Annotated in this window: 12 protein-coding genes and 3 pseudogenes; 8 read left to right on the forward strand and 7 right to left on the reverse strand. The window is 70.1% G+C overall.

What is annotated here, in order from left to right; all coding sequences use genetic code 11:
* The first annotated feature begins 23 nt into the window (after nt 1-23).
* The 3 genes from JK363_RS25320 to JK363_RS25330 all read left to right on the forward strand — a co-directional run bounded on the left by JK363_RS25320 (nt 24) and on the right by JK363_RS25330 (nt 3104).
* On the forward strand, nt 24-701 hold the full coding sequence (locus JK363_RS25320; RefSeq protein WP_201877540.1) for a pentapeptide repeat-containing protein: 678 nt from the start codon (nt 24-26) through the stop codon (nt 699-701).
* Nucleotides 698-1390 carry a hypothetical protein gene (locus JK363_RS25325; RefSeq protein WP_201877541.1) on the forward strand — a complete coding sequence of 231 codons (693 nt, stop codon included), beginning with the start codon at nt 698-700 and terminating at the stop codon, nt 1388-1390. The genes JK363_RS25320 and JK363_RS25325 overlap by 4 nt, the downstream gene beginning before the upstream one ends.
* Nucleotides 1391-1604: 214 nt before the next feature.
* A complete protein-coding gene (locus JK363_RS25330; protein ID WP_307821862.1) occupies nt 1605-3104 on the forward strand; it encodes a phosphodiester glycosidase family protein in 1500 nt (499 codons plus the stop codon).
* 10 nt (nt 3105-3114) lie between these two features.
* Here the strand turns inward: JK363_RS25330 and JK363_RS25335 are convergent, their stop codons facing one another.
* Nucleotides 3115-3738 carry a mycothiol-dependent nitroreductase Rv2466c family protein gene (locus tag JK363_RS25335; RefSeq protein WP_201877542.1) on the reverse strand — a complete coding sequence of 208 codons (624 nt, stop codon included), beginning with the start codon at nt 3736-3738 and terminating at the stop codon, nt 3115-3117.
* A 158-nt stretch (nt 3739-3896) separates the two neighbouring features.
* Entirely contained in the window at nt 3897-5117 is a 1221-nt protein-coding gene (locus tag JK363_RS25340; protein WP_201877543.1) for a S8 family peptidase, read from the reverse strand.
* A gap of 351 nt (nt 5118-5468) precedes the next feature.
* Here JK363_RS25340 and JK363_RS25345 point away from each other — a divergent pair.
* The 3 genes and pseudogenes from JK363_RS25345 to erm all read left to right on the forward strand — a co-directional run bounded on the left by JK363_RS25345 (nt 5469) and on the right by erm (nt 9426).
* Nucleotides 5469-7756, forward strand: a pseudogene (locus JK363_RS25345) (MMPL family transporter).
* A gap of 280 nt (nt 7757-8036) precedes the next feature.
* A complete protein-coding gene (locus JK363_RS25350) occupies nt 8037-8198 on the forward strand; it encodes a hypothetical protein (RefSeq protein WP_201877545.1) in 162 nt (53 codons plus the stop codon).
* 310 nt (nt 8199-8508) lie between these two features.
* Nucleotides 8509-9426 (forward strand): ErmE/ErmH/ErmO/ErmR family 23S rRNA (adenine(2058)-N(6))-methyltransferase, encoded by a 918-nt coding sequence (gene erm, locus JK363_RS25355; protein ID WP_307821863.1) that lies wholly within the window; start codon nt 8509-8511, stop codon nt 9424-9426.
* Here the strand turns inward: erm and JK363_RS25360 are convergent.
* Both JK363_RS25360 and JK363_RS25365 read right to left on the reverse strand, forming a co-directional pair.
* Nucleotides 9348-10373, reverse strand: a pseudogene (locus tag JK363_RS25360) (CDP-alcohol phosphatidyltransferase family protein); the annotation flags it as partial. The gene erm and the pseudogene JK363_RS25360 overlap by 79 nt on opposite strands.
* Nucleotides 10374-10505: 132 nt before the next feature.
* Nucleotides 10506-10892, reverse strand: a pseudogene (locus JK363_RS25365) (nucleotide disphospho-sugar-binding domain-containing protein); the annotation flags it as partial.
* A 370-nt stretch (nt 10893-11262) separates the two neighbouring features.
* Here JK363_RS25365 and JK363_RS25370 point away from each other — a divergent pair.
* Together JK363_RS25370 and JK363_RS25375 are read left to right on the forward strand one after the other, a co-directional pair.
* A complete protein-coding gene (locus tag JK363_RS25370; RefSeq protein ID WP_201877547.1) occupies nt 11263-12267 on the forward strand; it encodes a helix-turn-helix domain-containing protein in 1005 nt (334 codons plus the stop codon).
* 168 nt (nt 12268-12435) lie between these two features.
* Entirely contained in the window at nt 12436-12804 is a 369-nt protein-coding gene (locus tag JK363_RS25375; protein ID WP_201877548.1) for a peptidase inhibitor family I36 protein, read from the forward strand.
* Between the two features lie 388 nt (nt 12805-13192).
* Here JK363_RS25375 and JK363_RS25380 read toward each other — a convergent pair whose 3' ends face one another.
* Genes JK363_RS25380 through JK363_RS25390 form a run of 3 tightly spaced genes read right to left on the reverse strand, consistent with a single transcriptional unit; the run spans nt 13193 to nt 16283 of the window.
* The gene (locus JK363_RS25380) at nt 13193-14491 is read right to left on the reverse strand and encodes an ABC transporter substrate-binding protein (protein ID WP_201877549.1); all 1299 of its coding nucleotides are present in this window, start codon (nt 14489-14491) and stop codon (nt 13193-13195) included.
* Nucleotides 14491-15360, reverse strand: coding sequence for a carbohydrate ABC transporter permease (locus JK363_RS25385; protein ID WP_201877550.1), 870 nt, complete (start codon nt 15358-15360; stop codon nt 14491-14493). The genes JK363_RS25380 and JK363_RS25385 overlap by 1 nt, the downstream gene beginning before the upstream one ends.
* Nucleotides 15357-16283, reverse strand: coding sequence for a carbohydrate ABC transporter permease (locus JK363_RS25390; protein ID WP_201877704.1), 927 nt, complete (start codon nt 16281-16283; stop codon nt 15357-15359). The genes JK363_RS25385 and JK363_RS25390 overlap by 4 nt, the downstream gene beginning before the upstream one ends.
* Nucleotides 16284-16404 lie beyond the last annotated feature (121 nt).

The raw sequence follows: 16404 nt of genomic DNA on the forward strand, positions 1-16404 counted from the left end.
GCCGCACATTCGGCCGTATCAGTGTGACCCTTCCCGACCTCAAGGAGTCGGTATGCAACCTGTCTGAAACCGCCGCTCTTGAGAGCGACCAGGGAATCGTCCGGGAATTCCGCTACGCCGACGCCGACCTCCGGGCACTCGACCTCGCCCACACCAGGCTCACCACAGGGCACATCGCAAGGCTGCGTGCCTCGCGCGTCCGGTTCGAAGCCCTGCGCCTGCACTCCATCGAGATTGATGGCAGCGAGCTCAATTCCGCTCGCTGGAACGACAGCAAACTTTCCCGAGTCGCATTCCGGGACTGCAAGATCATGGGCGCTTCATTCGTCGGCCTCACGCTCGAAGATGTTCTCTTCGAGAACTGCAGACTCGACTACACAGCCTTTGATCAGGTCCGCGCCATCGGACCGGTGGCCTTCTCCCGATGTGTCCTCTCCGAGACATCGTTCATGGACTGCGATCTCGGAGACGTGGTATTCGACAGATGCACGCTCCGGCTGACGGAATTCGGCCGAGGCCGGTACCGGGGCCTGGATCTGCGTGGCAACGACCTGTCGAGCGTGCGTGGTGTCGCCTCGTTGGGCAGGGTCGTCATCGACAGGAGCCAGCGGGGAGAGCTGACCAACGCGCTCATGGCCGAGCTTGACGTGACATACGGAGACGACCTCAGCGGGCCACTGACCGGCCAGGAGATCGGATGACCCTGAACATCTTATTCGAGAGTTTCACGAGGTTGCGTGAGCGCTGCGAATTCACCGAGGTTCGCACGATGAGTGAGGATCCCGACTACGAACTCGGTGCCGTTGTTCCTTCCGGGCACTGGAGCCAGATCACGACGAGCCTCGAGCATGCGCTCGCGGCCACTCCTCGGACCGAGGACAACATCCTGGTGGAGATCGTGAGACCACCGGACTCCGCCATCGCTCCTCCGGAAGGTCCAGAGACCGTGTACCTCGGTCAAGCCTTGGGCAAGCCGAACATGCTGACCACCACCGACAACTACCCTGACGGCCGCCGGATCGGTCTCCACTTCGACAACTGGGACAAGCTCTCCTACGCGACCAAGCACACCGGTAGGCGACGGTTCGCCGTCAACCTCGGCCCCGGGAGCCGGTACATCGTTCTTGGGTTCATGGACGCTCAGACCGTGTGCCGTGCGGTTCACCGGGATTACGAGCAGCGCCATCCGCACTCGGACGACCTCCGACGCTTCGTCGCCGACGGCCAGGCGATGGCCTGTCTCCGTATCCGGCTGGCTCCCGGCGAAGGCTACATCGTCCCCACCGAATTTCTGCCGCACGACGGCTCGACCGAGGGCCTGGCCGTACCGTCCGTGGCTGCGTTCTGGCTTGGGAGATGGCCGCGTGGCATCCTCCCCTCAGTGATCTAGAGGTTGTGTCACGGCGTGAAGTCCGAATGCCGCGCTACGGGCGCCTCAATCACACTCCCGTCCCGCCGTTCACCGTACGTTCGGGGTACCGCCCTCCGCGCGTCTTGACCGCGCCCCCGGGCGGCGCTGGACTGGCGGGCCCAGACACGGAGTCGAGGGTCACGGGAGATGCCATGCGCAGCGAGCAGAGACCGTTCCGCCGGGGGTCGCGCTGGTGGCCGTTGTGGCGACGGTGGCCGTGAGTGCCCCGGCGCAGGCCGCGCCTCCGGTCCCGGACGCGACGTGGACCACGCGTACGGTCGCCCCGGGTGTGCAGATACGGACCGGTGTCCTTCGGGAGACGGACGCGAAGCCGTCGTGGACGGTCACGGTCCGGGCCGCGGGTTCCGCGCCGGTGGGTGGCCGTTCGTGGGCGGACTCCACCGCGGGGCGGCTGCGCGCCGCGGGGTTCGTGCCGCGGGTGGAGCGGGTGGACTGGCCCGGATACAGCGACACCCCGCACGGCACGCTGGGATGGCGGGTGCGGGTGGGTTCGTACGGCGGTCAGGACGAGGCCCGGAGCGTGAGCGCGAAGGTGGCCGAGAGCGGGTTCGACCCGGTGGCCGACTGGACCGGCTATGACGCCCAGCAGCCCGCCGACCGGCAGAGTGTGCATCTCGCGGTGATCGACCCGGGCGCGTTCACCGGCACGGTGGAGGCCACGCACGGCAGCAGTGTCGCGGACCGGGAGAGGACCTCCTCGCTCGCCGCCCGGCTGCGTTCCCTGGTGGCGGTCAACGGCGGCTTCTTCGTCACCTCCGGTGCCGATGGCGTACCGGGCACCACGGCCGGACTCTCCGTGCACCACGGTGCGTTGGACTCGATGGCCGTGGGCTCGCGGGCCGCGCTGGTCCTGGCGGACGGCGGACGGCGGGCCCGTATCGCCGATCTGACCTCGACGGTCACGGCGCGCGCGGGGTCGTCCCGCTATGCGGTGGAGGGCGTCAACCGGGTGCCCGGCGCGGTGCGCAACTGCGGCCGCCCGGGCGGCGTGCCGACCGAGCGGCCCCGTCAGGACGTCACCTGCACCAGGGCCGACGACCTCGTGGCGTTCACCCCGCGGTTCCGGACCGACCTGCCCACCGGGCCCGGCGCCCAGGTGGTGCTGGACGCCGACGGGCGAGTGGTGGCGGCCGGTGCCCGCGGCGGTACGGTCCCGGACGGCGGGTCGGTGCTCCAGGGCACCGGCGCGGCGGCCGACTGGCTGACCGCCGAAGGCCGCCCGGGGACCCGGATCGCGCTGACGGAGACGGTCCGCGACACCTCCGGCCACCAGGTGCGGTGGGACGGTGACGACAGCGTGGTCAGCGCCGCGCCCACCCTGGTCGAGGGTGGTCGGATCGCGGTGGACGCCGCCACTGAGGGCACCCTCGATCCGCGGGACCCCGCCTTCGGCTACGCCTGGTCCAACGCCCGGCAGCCGCGCACCATGGCCGGGATCGACGGGCGGGGACGGCTGCTGCTGGCCACCGTGGACGGACGGCAGCCGGGCGTCAGCGCGGGGTTCACCCTCCTGGAGGCCGCGCGGTTCATGCGGTCCCTGGGCGCGCGGGAAGCGCTGAACCTCGACGGCGGCGGGTCGAGCGCCATGGCGGTGGACGGCGCGTTGGTCAACGTTCCGTCGGACGCGGCCGGTGAGCGCGCGGTGGGCGACACCGTGCAGGTGCTGCCGTAGCCGTGTGCGGTCAACTGAAGTCCAGGCCCCCGGTGCGGGTGCGCTTCAGTTCGAAGAAGTCGGGGTAGCCCGCGAGCAGTCGGGCGCCGTCGAAGATGCGGACGGCGTCCTCGCCGCGCGGGATGGAGGAGAGCACCGGGCCGAAGAAGGCGACGCCGTCGACGTGGAGAGTGGGGGTGCCCACGTCCTCGCCGACCGGGTCCATGCCCTCGTGGTGGCTCTTGCGCAGGGCGTCGTCGTAGTCGGTGGAGGTGGCCGCCTCCGCGAGTTCGGCGGGGAGGCCGACCTCGGCGAGGGCCTCGGCGATGACGGCCTCGCGGTCCTTGTTGCCCTCGTTGTGGAGGCGGGTGCCCATCGCGGTGTAGAGGTCGCGCAGCACCTCCTCGCCGTGGTGCTGGGCGGCGGCGACGCAGACGCGGACCGGGCCCCAGCCCTTGGAGATCAGCTCACGGTAGCGCTCGGGCAGGTCCTCCCGGTTCTCGTTGAGCACCGACAGGCTCATGACCCGGAACCGCAGATCGATGTTCCGGTGGCGCTCGACCTCCAGGATCCAGCGTGAGGAGATCCAGGCGAACGGGCAGACGGGGTCGAAGTAGAAGTCGACTGTGGTGGCGGAAGCGTCCGTAGTGGTCATGGATCCGAGCGTAGTTCGCCACTGGCCCCGTTCTGAGGGCCAATCCCCTGTGCATCGCCCGGGCCATTCCCGGACGACGGAGCACCTGCTGCGGAAAGCAGCCGCCGCGCCCACCTGGGTGGGCGCGGCGGCCGGGGTGCCGCAGGGGCCGAAGGGCGTTACTTGACGACCTTCAGCAGCTTGTTCGGCGTGCCCTCGCTCGGGTTGGTGATCTTGTCGGCGGTGGCACCGTCGGTCAGGGCCTTGGCGACATCCGCCGGCTTGGCGTCCTGGTGGCCGCTGAGGTAGACGGCGGCGGCGCCCGCGACGTGCGGGGTGGCCATCGAGGTGCCGGAGATGGTCTTGGTGGCGTCGTCGCCGTCGTTCCAGTCGGAGGTGATGTCCGAGCCGGGGGCGTAGATGTCCACCGCCTTGCCGAAGTTGGAGAAGTCCGACTGCTCGTCCTTGTCGGTGCTGGAGGCGACGGTGATCGCTTCCTTCACCCGGGCCGGGGAGCTCTGACCGGCGTCGCTGGACTCGTTGCCCGCGGCCACCGCGAAGGTGACACCGGCGTCGATGGCCTTCTTCACGGCCGCGTCGAGCGCCTCGTCCACTCCGCCGCCCAGGCTCATGTTGGCCACGGACGGACCCTCATGGTGCTCGGTCACCCAGTCGATGCCCGCGACGACCTGCTCGGTGGTGCCGGAGCCCTCGTTGTCCAGGACGCGCACGGCAACGATCTTGGCCTTCTTGGCGACACCGTGGTCGGCACCGGCGATGGTGCCCGCCACGTGGGTGCCGTGGCCGTTGCCGTCGTCGGCGTCGTCGTCGTTGTCGATGGCGTCGAAGCCGGACTTGGCGCGGCCGTCGAAGTCCTTGTGCGAGGTGCGCACACCGGTGTCGATGACGTACGCGGTGACACCCTCACCCGCGGTGTCCGGGTAGGTGTACTTCTTGTCGCCCTGGGTGTCGTCCTGGTCGATCCGGTCCAGACCCCAGGACGGCGGGTTCTCCTGGGTGCCCTTGATCGTGAACCGGTGGTTCTGGATCACCTTGGCGACCGACGGGTCGGCGGCGAGCCGCTTGGCCTCGGTCTCGCTCAGGTTGTTGGCGGAGAAGCCGTTGATGGCGGAGTCGAAGCTGCGGCGCAGCTTGCCGCCGTACTCCTTGGCGAGGTCCTTGCCCTCGGAGGCGGCCTTGATGGACTTGCCGCCCTTGAGCATGACGATGTAGCTGCCGTCCACGGCGTTCTTGGACTCGGCGCCGTAGACCTTGCCCTCGGCGGGCGTGTCGGTGGCGGCGCCGGCCGGGATGGCCACGAAGGCACCGGCGGTGACGGCGGCCGCGGCGGCCACGGCGAGACCTATGCGACGCGCGTTGCGCTGCTTGTGTGCTGCCATTACGAGGGAATCCTCCTCGTGCGGTGGTGGGGGGGAAGCGCACTGAGTGCGCGCACCGGGAAGCGAAGTGGGGTCGCCCCGGGCTGACTCGAAACCCTGACCGATTGACACGGTCAATTCAAGATCTCCCGGAAGTTGTGACGCAGACAACTCCCGCCATCATGGCGATCAAGCCAAATCCCTTTAGGTGTAAGGGGCTTGAATCGAAAGGGTAGGGCTGTCCCCCCTCCGCAGGGTGGAGAGAGCTGCCCATGGGTTCACCGGACAGCAGGATGGGGGGCCGCGCCCCCGCGGCCTAGCGTTTTCCGCGGTGGCGGCACGGGGCCGCCGCCACAGGAAAAGGGGGACGTCGTGGCGGATACGGACCGCTTGGCGAGACCGCGCGGCATAGCGGCCCGCGCAGGCAGTTGGAGCGCCCGGCACCGGTGGACCGCGGTCGGGGGCTGGGTGCTGCTCGTCATCCTCGCCCTGGCCGTCGGGTCGATGGCCGGACGGGTCGATGTGGCGGACAGCGAGCAGGTTCCCGGCGAAGCCGGGCGCGTCTCGACGATTCTCGACGAGGCGGGCATTGACGAAGCCGCCGGTGAAACCGTCCTGATCCAGGCCAAGGGCAACGGGATCACGGCGAACGACCCCGAGTTCCGCACGGCGGTCGACGCGGTGATCGACGCGGTCCGCGGCACCGGTGAGGCCACCGCCGTGACGTCCCCGTACCGGACCAAGACCATTTCCGCCGACCGGCGTTCTGCGCTGGTGCAGTTCGATATGCGCGGTGACGCGGAGAAGGCGTCGGACCACATCCAGCCGGTGCTGGACGCGGTGGACAAGGCCAAGGACGCCCACCCGGACCTGCGGATCGAGGAGTTCGGCGACGCGAGCGGCCAGAAGGCGTTCGACGACGCCTTCGGTGACGACTTCCAGCAGGCCGAGTACTCGGCCCTGCCGGTGGCCCTCGGCATTCTGCTGATCGCCTTCGGCGCCCTGGTGGCCGCCCTGCTGCCGGTGGCGCTGGCGATGACCGCGTCGTGGCCACCACCGGTCTGGTGGCCGTGGTGAGCCACTGGGTGCATATGAGCGACACCGCCAACTCCGTGATGCTGCTGGTGGGTCTGGCCGTCGGCGTCGACTACTGCCTGTTCTACCTGCGGCGTGAACGCGAGGAGCGCGCCGCCGGACGGGACGCCCAGACCGCGCTGCGCATCGCCGCGGCCACCTCCGGCCGGGCCATCCTGGTCTCGGGTGTCACGGTCATCGTGGCGATGGCGGGCATGCTCTTCACCGGTATCGCCGAGTTCAAGGCGATGGGCCTGGCCACCCTGATGGTGGTGGCGGTGGCGATGGTGGGCTCGGTGACGGTGCTGCCCGCGCTGCTCTCACTGCTCGGTGAGCGGGTGGAGAAGGGGCGGGTGCCGTTCCTGGCCCGCGCCAAGCGCAAGGGCAACGGCGAGAGCCGCGTCTGGCGCGCGGTGCTGAAGCGGGTGCTGCGCCGGCCCAAGCTGTCCCTGGCGCTCGCGGGCGGTGCCCTGATCGCCATCGCCGTCCCCGCCGTGAGCATGAACACCGCGAACCTCACCATGGACCAGGAGTTCGGCGACCGGCTGCCGGTCATCGCCGCCTACCAGCACATCGACGAGGCGTTCCCCGGCGGTCCCGACCCGGCCGAGGTGGTCGTCAAGGCCGAGGACATCAACGCCGCTCCGGTGCGCGAGGCCATCGGCCGCTTCCGTGCCGACGCGGTGGCCAAGGGCGCCTCCAAGGGCCCGGTCGAGGTGACCTTCCACACCAAGGAGAACCTGGCCGTCCTCCAGGTGCCGCTGATCGGCGGCTCCGACGAGAAGAAGAGCGAGCGGAGCCTGGCCGTCCTGCGGGACGAGGTGCGCCCGGCGACCCTCGGCGCGGTGGACGGTGTGGAGGCCCCGATCGGCGGCTCCACCGCCTCCTCCAAGGACTTCAACGACAAGCTGGGCTCGGCCGTGACCCCGGTCTTCGCCTTCGTCGTGGTCTTCGCCTTCCTGCTGATGCTGATGTCCTTCCGGTCGCTGACCATCGCGGTGACCTCGATCGTGCTCAACCTGCTGTCGGTGGGCGCCGCGTACGGCATCCTCACCGCGGTCTTCCAGCACGGCTGGGGCGCCGGCCTGGTGGGCGCGGAGGGCGTGGGCGCGATCGTGTCCTGGCTGCCGCTGTTCCTCTTCGTGATCCTCTTCGGGCTGAGCATGGACTACCACGTCTTCGTGGTCTCCCGGATCCGCGAGGGGTGGCTGGCCGGACGTACCACCAAGGACGCGGTGGTGCACGGGGTGGTCACCACCGCTGGTGTGGTCACCAGCGCCGCCGTGATCATGGTCGCCGTCTTCGCGATCTTCGGAACGCTGTCGATGCAGAGCATGAAGCAGATGGGTGTGGGGCTCGCGGCCGCGGTGCTCATCGACGCCACGGTGATCCGAGGGGTGCTGCTCCCGGCCGCGATGACACTGCTCGGCGAGCGCAACTGGTATCTGCCCAAGTGGCTGGGGTGGCTGCCCGATATGACCCATGACGAAGCGGCTCTGACGCAGCCGCCCGCCCCGGCCCCGGCGGCCGTGGCGCCCGGTTACGGCCCCGAACTGGGCGACCGCCCGCGGCACGCCAGGATCTGACGCCCCCGACTCCCCGCCGCGACGTCAACCGGTCGCGTGGCCTTTCGGCCGCGCGGCCGGTTTCGTGTGCTGGCTTGTTCCTGATGCCGCGGAACACGGGGCGGGGAGGGTTGACGGACCCGCGGTGAACCCGGCCGACGGACCCGCGGTGAACCCGGCGGACGGGCTCGGGAAAAACCCGTTGCGCCGTCCGCCGCCCGGTCCGTACGGTGCCAGGGTCACGGCGGAGTTCCGTGGTGTTGCACACGGCCCGCACGGGCGCACTGGGAGGAGGACACCGATGGGCGGCAGTCCCGGCATCGGCGTGTCCACCCGCCTCATCACCCGCGGCTGTGCCGGGGTGGCGTGTGTGTGCCCCTATGCCCTGTTCACCCGCCGTCCGCGGCGCGGCCCCGGTGCCCTGGCCGGCCCGGACGCGCCCAGCCTCTCCGCGAGTCTGTGATCCGCCCGTTGTCCTGAGCGACGTGTGATCGTGAGCGACCTGTTGTCGTGAGCGAACGGCTGTCATGAGCGAGTGATGTTCATGAGCGACCCGTCGTTCGTCATGAGCGACCAGCCCCTCTCGCGCCGCTGATGGTCTCCACAGGTGTGGCGCTCGTTGTTCCGAGCGCCCGATCCGCCGCTTCCGTATGCCCTCGGCCAGAGCCCCCGCCAGTTCAGGAATCACTCGTTCCGGACGGGCGGCAGGGCCCGTTCGGCGCTGCCGTCATGCCGCCACCGCTGCCCGTCCGGCTTACGGAAGGACCGTGGCCGTGGCCCGCAACCGACACCGTTCCCCCGCGCCCCGTCGCACCGCACGCGACCGGGCGCGGCGTACCCTCTCGCAGAACTTCCTGGCCGACCCGGGCGCCGTGGCCCGGGTGGTCCGCGCCGCCCGCCCCGGCCCCGGCGATCTCCTGGTGGAGGTCGGCGCGGGCAAGGGCGTGCTCACCGAGGCGCTGGCGCCGCTCTGCCGCGAGCTGATCAGCTATGAGGTCGACCGCCATCTGATCGCGGGGCTGCGCGAGCGGCTCGCCCCCTACCCGGCGGCGCGCATCGTCCACCGGGACTTCCTGACCGCGCATCCGCCGCGCGAACCCTTCGCCCTGGTGGGCAATGTGCCCTACGCCCGTACCTCGGACATCGTCGACTGGGCGCTGCGCGCGCCCGGGCTGACCTCGGCGACCCTGCTGACCCAGCTGGAGTACGCCCGCAAGCGCACCGGTGACTTCGGCCGCTGGAGCCTGCTGACCGTACGGACCTGGCCCGAGGTGGAGTGGCGGCTGTGCGGCCGGGTGGCGCGGACCGCCTTCCGGCCGGTGCCCGCGGTGGACGGCGGGATCATGCGGCTGATCCGCCGTCCACGGCCGCTGCTGCCGGACGCGGAACAACGCACCGCCTACACGGGCCTGGTGGAGCTGGGCTTCTCCGGCGTCGGCGGATCGCTGTACGCGTCACTGCGCCGGGTCTGTCCCGCCCGGCGGCTGACCGCCGCCTTCCGGCGGGCGGGGCTGGAGCGGGAGGTGGTGGTCGGCTATGTGACACCCCCGCAGTGGCTCACCCTGGCTCAGGAGCTGACCGGAGTGGCCGGGGTGGCGGACGCCGCCACCGGCGCCGGGGCGGGCGGAGCCGCCGCGTCGAAGGAGTCCAGGGTGCGGGCGAAGTCCCGGGTGGACAGCAGCAGTTTGTAGATGATGGCCAGCTCGAAGACGAGCAGCAGCACACCCGAGACAACGGTCGTCGCCACCACCGCGTCGAGGGCGGGGCCGATGATGAACACACCCATCTGGAACTCGATACCGCTGATGAGATGAGCGCGGATGCGGTGGCGCAGCAGGACGTTCCGGCACCGGGTCCACCACGGGAACCGGCGCCGGAACTCCTGGTGCAGATCGACGACGGCGGGGCGGCGCGACACCGGGGCGTCCACCGGCGCCGCGTCCGGAACGGCCGATTCGGCGGTCCGGCTCTCCAGTGCGACCGGCTCGGTGGCCGCCGTCCCGTCCGCCTCCAGGGCGGCCACCGTGACCCGGTCCTGCTCGACGTCGGCCTCGGGGTTCTCCCGGAGCAGGTCCTCCATGAAGGCGAGTTCGGCCGCGTTCTCGGCCTTGCGCGCCGCCCGCATCCGCGCCTTGATCTGCTTGCGCATCCCGTGCCGGATCTTGAAGATCTCCAGCGAGTCGATGTAGCGCAGCGCGTCCAGCGAGGCCACGGCCAGCGCGAGCCAGAGGTAGAGCACCTCACCGGTACGTGCGTACTGGCCGCCCATCAGCGCCACCGCGCAGACCAGAACCCGGATCCGGTCGAAGACGAAGTCCAGCCAGGCGCCGAAGACCGAGCCGGTCCCGGTCAGCCGGGCCAACTTGCCATCCATGCAGTCGAAGATGAAGCTCACGTGGTATAGCAGCGCCCCGAGCAGCAGCCATCTCCAGTCGCCCTGGGCGAAGCAGGCGGCGGAGCCGAGACCCACGAGGAACGCGCCCCAGGTGAGCTGGTTGGGGGTGGCGCGGGTGTGTTTCGCGGTCCAGCGCACGAGCGGTGTGGCCACCGGGTCCACCAGCACGACGGTCCACCACGCGTCCCGCTTCTTCTCAGTGATCCTGCGGACCTCGGCGAGCGGCGGTATGTCTCGGGTCATTCTTCAGCTTCCTGGTGTTTGACAAGCGTTTACTCGAAGCTAAGAAGCCGGTAGGAAAAGAGACAAGGGCGGAGGGACGCAACCTTTTCCCGGGGGTATCGGTCTTCTGTGTGCATGGGGTCGATGGCAGGTTCAGGTGGACAGCCGGGCCTCGATCAGATCGGCCGCCCGCCGGGCGCCTCCCTCCCCCGCCATCCGCTTCCGGACGTCCGCGCACCGGTCGGCCACCCCGGGGTCGTCGGCGAGGGCGAGCACCGCCTCGCGCAGCGCTTCCGGTGTCGCCTCCTCCTTGGGCAGATGGCGGGCGACACCGAGTCCCTGGAGCATGTCGGCGTTGCCGAACTGGTCGACGGCCTGTGGTACGGCGACCATCGGCACCCCGCAGGCCAGCCCCTCCTGGCTGCCGCCCTCGCCCGCGTGGGTGATGAAGACATCGGCCTGGCGCAACACGCTCAGCTGCGGCACCCAGCGGTGCACCTCGACATTGGCGGGGTCGACCTGACGCTGCTGTCCGAGCACCGGCGCGATGTACGGCGCGCTCAACCAGGGCTGCATCGACGGGGACAGGCTGCCCAAGGCGCTGGCGGTGCTCCCACAGCCCGAAACCGCGGACGGGCGCCCGGTCCTGGCCGTCGCTGAACCTCAAGTTCTGCACGTGAGGGCTGGTTGTCGCCGCTTGTTGAAGTCCCCGACCGGGCATGGAATGAGAGGCAGGTGGCGCTGATGTCGATGAAGGCGGACGTCGGGATGATGCAGGCTCTGGACGATCCCGCGTCGCTGAAGGTGTTCGCGGCACTTCCGGCGCGTCCTTAGTGCCATGACGGTCCGGGCCAGATGTGCTGGGGGGTTTTCCGTACATGGTCGTCGGTACCGATTCCGGGGGTGTGTCATGTGGTCGAAAGTGTCGAACGAGGATCTGCCTGCGGAGGAGCAGTTGCCCTTCTGGGGCGAGCTGGTCTCCCGTGAGCTGGCACCGCTCACCCTCAGTAGCGCGAACTCCGTGGACTTCCCTGCGTGGGCCTCGGTGCTGGACCTCGGCCCGGTACGGGTGGCCGCGTTCAACAGCCCGCCCGCATATCTGAGACGCACCTGGGCGGACATCCGGCGGGCCGACCCGGGCACATACCAGCTGACCTTCGTCTCCGGCACACCTCTGTGGATCAGCCAGCGGCGCCAGGATTCCGGGTTGGTGATAGGTGACATGGTGCTCTTCGACCTCTCGTACCCGTTCGAGGGCGCGGTGCCTGACAACGGCCTCCATACCCAGGTGGTCATCGTGCAGTTGCCGCGCGAGGAACTGCCGCTCCCATCGGACAAGGTCCACTGCCTGCTCGCCCAGCCGTTGTCGACGAGCACCGGCATGGGAGCGATTCTCTCCCGGTTCATGACCACACTGGACGCCTACGGCCCTGACTGCGACCCGCGTGATCTGAGCCGATTAGGGGTGATGACGCTCGACCTGTCGGGCGCCTGCTTGGCCCAGCACCTCGGAGTCTACGACGCGCTTCCGGCCGAGACCCGCCAGCAGGCCATGCTGGCCCGCGTCAACGCCTTCATCGACCACAACCTCGGTGATCCGGACCTGAGTCCGTCGGATATCGCGGCACACCATCACATCTCCGTACGCTCCCTGCACACGCTCTTCCGGCAGCAGGGGGAAACCGTGGCGGCCTCGATACGCCGACGCCGTCTGGAACGCTGCCATGCTGACCTCACCGACCTCCGTCTGCGGCGGCGCTCGATCACCGCCATCGCCGCCCGGTGGGGGTTTCTGCGTCTCCCGGACTTCAGCCGCGCCTTCCGAGCCGCGTACGGCACGGCGCCCAGAGAGCTCCGGAAGGCCGCGCTGCGCACTCTGCCGGATGCTCAGCGGGCCGCGTCGAGCGACAAATAACCCCGCACGCATCACCAACTTGCGGCCGACCGCGCGCGCCACGATGTGAGGGCGAAGACAGGGGAACAAGAGGGCGGAAGGCACCGTGCTGTGCTCCGCGCCCTCCGCTCCTCACCGAAGGGAAGCACACACGTGGGTACTTGGAAGACGGCTGGAAGGGAACTCTGTATGCGTCGCTCTCTGACCACCCTGGCCATGGTCTCCGTCACGGGCCTGGCGGCAATCGGCTTGGCGCTCCCGGCCGGCGCGGCACCCGCGCCGGTCGCTCCCAATTGCGATACAGGGTATTTCTGCATCTTCAGCGGCCCCGACTACACCGGGGAACGCTGCGTCTGGGCAAGCGCAAGCCGTCCGGACACGGTTGGTTGCGGCTTCATCCGGGCTGGTCGGAACGTCCTGTCCGTGGCCAACAGCACCGGGCACCGCAAGCAGTACTACAAGGGCGTGTCATATCAGGAACGCGTCGGTTCCACCGCGGCTGGCGAAGGCGGGAACCTGGCGGGTACGTACCAGATCCGCTCCTTCCGGCCGCAGTAGCAGACTGGCCGCGGTGGTGCCGATGCCTGTGACATCGGGCCTTCGGCTCGCCGGACTGTTTCGTTGCCGCCGCCCACCGCCTCCGGCGCCGCGTCCGTGGTGCCGGAGGCGGCGGGACGCGCGTCGGCTGCTGTTGGCCGTCCGACCCGAGTCCGGCGCCGCGCTGCTGTGGGGTGTTCGGCGATGTTCGCATTCGTTCGGCGAACACCGCCGGACACCCCGCGCCCCCATCTGTCCGTCCCCCTGGCCGTGGCCGAGCTCTGCCCGCCGCCCCGCGCGCACCGGCTCCCCGCACAGCCAGATGCGGTCATACCGTCCACGCCAGGCAAGACGATACGTCTCGTAAAAGGATTTCCCACGCCCGGCGGAACGGACGGGTGGGCACCGCCTACCGCTGATAGCGGGCGAGCACCAGATTCCCGTCGCCGACCAGCCGCTCCCTCAGGCTGTCCATCCCGATCGCCCCGCTGTAGTACTCCTGGAGCGCCGGAGTGGCCACCTTGTCCTTCCACTCCGGATAGCCGCGCACCGACAGGGCGGGCGCCGGGCGCAGCGCCTCGGCCAGCGCGGTGCCGGTGGCCCAGCCGTGTCCGCGGGTGTGCAGCGCCGGATCGCGCAGGGCGCGGCTTCCCGTCGGCAGCATCCAGTCGCCGAGCGCGAGCCGCACCATATGGGGCGGGCGTAGCAGGAAGTCGATGAAGCGCGCGGCCTCTTCCCGGTACGGGCTGTCCGCTGCGATGGACAGCGTCTGCGGGCTCACCCCCTGCCGCCGGTCGCCGCCGGGTCCGGCCGGGGACGGCAGAACGGTCCAGTCGAACCCCTTCGGAGCCTGCTGCACGATCTGCTGGCGGTAGGAGAAGCCGAGCGGGACCATCGCGTACTTCCCGCCGAAGAAGCCCGGCAGGGTGTCCGAGCCACCCATGCCGAGGGTGGTCCTGGAGGCCGTGCGGTCCCGGACCACCTGGTCGCGGATGGTACGCGGCACCCGCTGATCGGCGGCGTCGAAACGGATGGTGACCTTTCCGTCCGCGCCCCGGTGGAAGACCCTGCCGCCGGTGGACAGCGAGAGGTTGAGGGTGGCGGAGACAGGCTCCTTGAGCGGCCAGGCCACTCCGTGCGTCCCGCCCCGGGTCAGCTCCTTCGCCGCGTCCTCGAACTCCTCCCAGCTCCAGGGCCGTTGGACCGTGGGAACGCGGACCCGTGCCTTCTCCAGCAGCGCGCGGTGGGCGATGAGCACCCGCGGCTCCTGGAGGAAGGGCACCCCGTAGCGACGGCCGCCGAAGCTGACGGTCGCCCAGCTGGGCTCCGGGATGTCGTCCCGCAACCGCCGCGTGAGCAGCCCGTCGAGGTCGGCGAGATACCCCCCGTACGCGAAGTCGGCGAGGTCGTCGGCCGCGTCATGGATGATGTCGGGTGCCTCACCGGCCTCGAAGGAGGTGAGCAACTGGTCGTGGACGCTGTCCCAGCTGCCCTGGACATACTCCACCGCGATGTCCGGATGAGCCGCGTTCCACTCCCTCACCAGCCGCTTGGTGGCGTCCACCGACTCCTTCTGCCAGGCCAGCGACTGGAAGCGGAGCCTGACCTTCCCGCCCGTGGCACGGCGCCGCCCGGGTGCGCAGCCGGGCAGCAGCGCGGTGGTGGCGGGCGCGGCCAGTGCCCCGGCCAGAAATCCCCGGCGGCGCATCAGTGCTTCACCGCCCCGGCCAGGGTGCCGCTGGTGATCCGCCGCTGGATGACGGCGAAGAGGACGAGCGAGGGAAGGGTCGCCAGCAACGAGGCCGCGGCGAGCGGCCCGAGGTCGGCCACGCCCTCCGCGCCGATGAAGTGGGTGAGGATGACCGGCATCGTCTGTTTCTCGGGGGACTTGAGCAGGACGAGGGCGAAGAAGAACTCGTTCCAGGCGTTGATGAAGGCGAAGAGGGCGGTGGCCACGATCCCGGGAGCCAGCAGCGGCATGGTGACCGAGACCAGCGCGCGCAGCCGCCCCGCGCCGTCCACCGCCGCGGCCTCCTCCAGTTCGCGCGGTACGGCCCGGACGTAGCCCGCGAGCATCCACAGCGCGAACGGCAGGGACCACACCACGTACACCAGGATCAGCCCGCCGAGGGAGTCGACCAGGCGGAGGTTCTTGAGGACCAGGAACAGCGGGATGATCACCAGCACAAAGGGGAACGCCTGGCTGACCACCACCCAGCCGGTGGCCGCCCGGGACAGCGGGGAGCGGTGGTGGCGGGCCATGACATACGCCATCGGGGTCGCGATCACCACGGCGATGACGGCGGCGGCCAGCGCGGCGAGCAGGCTGTTGGCCCCGGCCCGCAGCAGCGGCTGCTCGTCGAACGCCTGCCGGAAGTTGTCGAGGGTGGGGTGGTCCGGAATCCACCCCGGATGGAGGGTCGCCAGTTCGCGCGGCGGTTTGAACGCGGTGGACACCAGCCACAGCAGCGGGAAGCCGAGGAAGACCAGATAGCCCAGCAGGGCGAGGTACTGCCCGGTGCGGGCCGCACGGCGCCGCACGACGAGGGCACGAGGGGGACGCGAGCCGGCGCTCATCGGCCGTCTCCCCTCAACCGCCCGACGAGCTGGACCGCGAGCAGCACCGAGACCACCGCGACCAGCACACACCCCATCGCCGCCGCATAGCCGAACTGCCCGTAGCGGAACGCCTCCTCGTACGCGAAGAGCATCGGCAGCCGGGTGCGTCCGCCAGGACCGCCGCCGGTCAGGACATAGACCAGCGCGAAGGAGTTGATGTTCCAGATGAAGCTGAGCGCGCCGATGGCGAGAGCGACCGGCCGGATGGCCGGCCAGGTGACGGTGCGAAAGCGCCGCCAGGCACCCGCGCCATCCATCGCCGCGGCCTCGTGCAGTTCCTTCGGAACGTTGGAGAGACCGGCCAGCAGCACCACCGTCACCTGCGGCAGCCGCGCCCAGATGCCGACCACGACCACCGCGGGCAGCGCGGTGCCCAGACTGCCCAGCCAGTCCCGCTGGGTGCCCAGCGTCTCCCCGAGAATGCCCGCCTCCGGGTGGTAGACCAGCCGCCACATGACGCCGACCACCACCTCCGGCATCGCCCAGGGAACGATCGCCAACGCCCGTGCCAGCCAGCGGAAGCGGAGGTTCTGATTGAGCAGCAGCGCCAGCCCGAGTGCCAGCACGAACTGCGGCACCGAGACGGCAACGGCCCAGACCAGCCCGATCCGGAACGACTCCCAGAACAGCGTGTCGCGCGCCAGATCCTGGAAGTTGAGCAGCCCGATCCACTCGGTGGGCTCGGTACGGCCCGACTGCGCGTCGGTGAACGCGAGCGCGATCCCGTAGAGCAGCGGGCCGACGCTCAGCAGCAGGATCGGGATCAGCGCGGGCAGCACCAGGAACCAGGCGCCATGGCCCGTGACGCGCCGGACCCCCGGCGCGCCACCCCCGGACGCTCCGGCGTCCGGTCTCCGTTCCGGCCGCGCCGTCGCGGTCATGGGTGTCACGGGCAGGGGCTCCTTCGGGACGCGGTGGTCAAGGAGAAGCAGGGCGGGGCGCCACGGCGGGACAGCCCTTTAGGGAGACCCAGGATGCCCACGTCATCGCCGAGCCTTCTAC

The organism is Streptomyces coffeae, from assembly GCF_016741875.1.
GTDB classification, from domain to species: Bacteria; Actinomycetota; Actinomycetes; order Streptomycetales; family Streptomycetaceae; genus Streptomyces; species Streptomyces coffeae.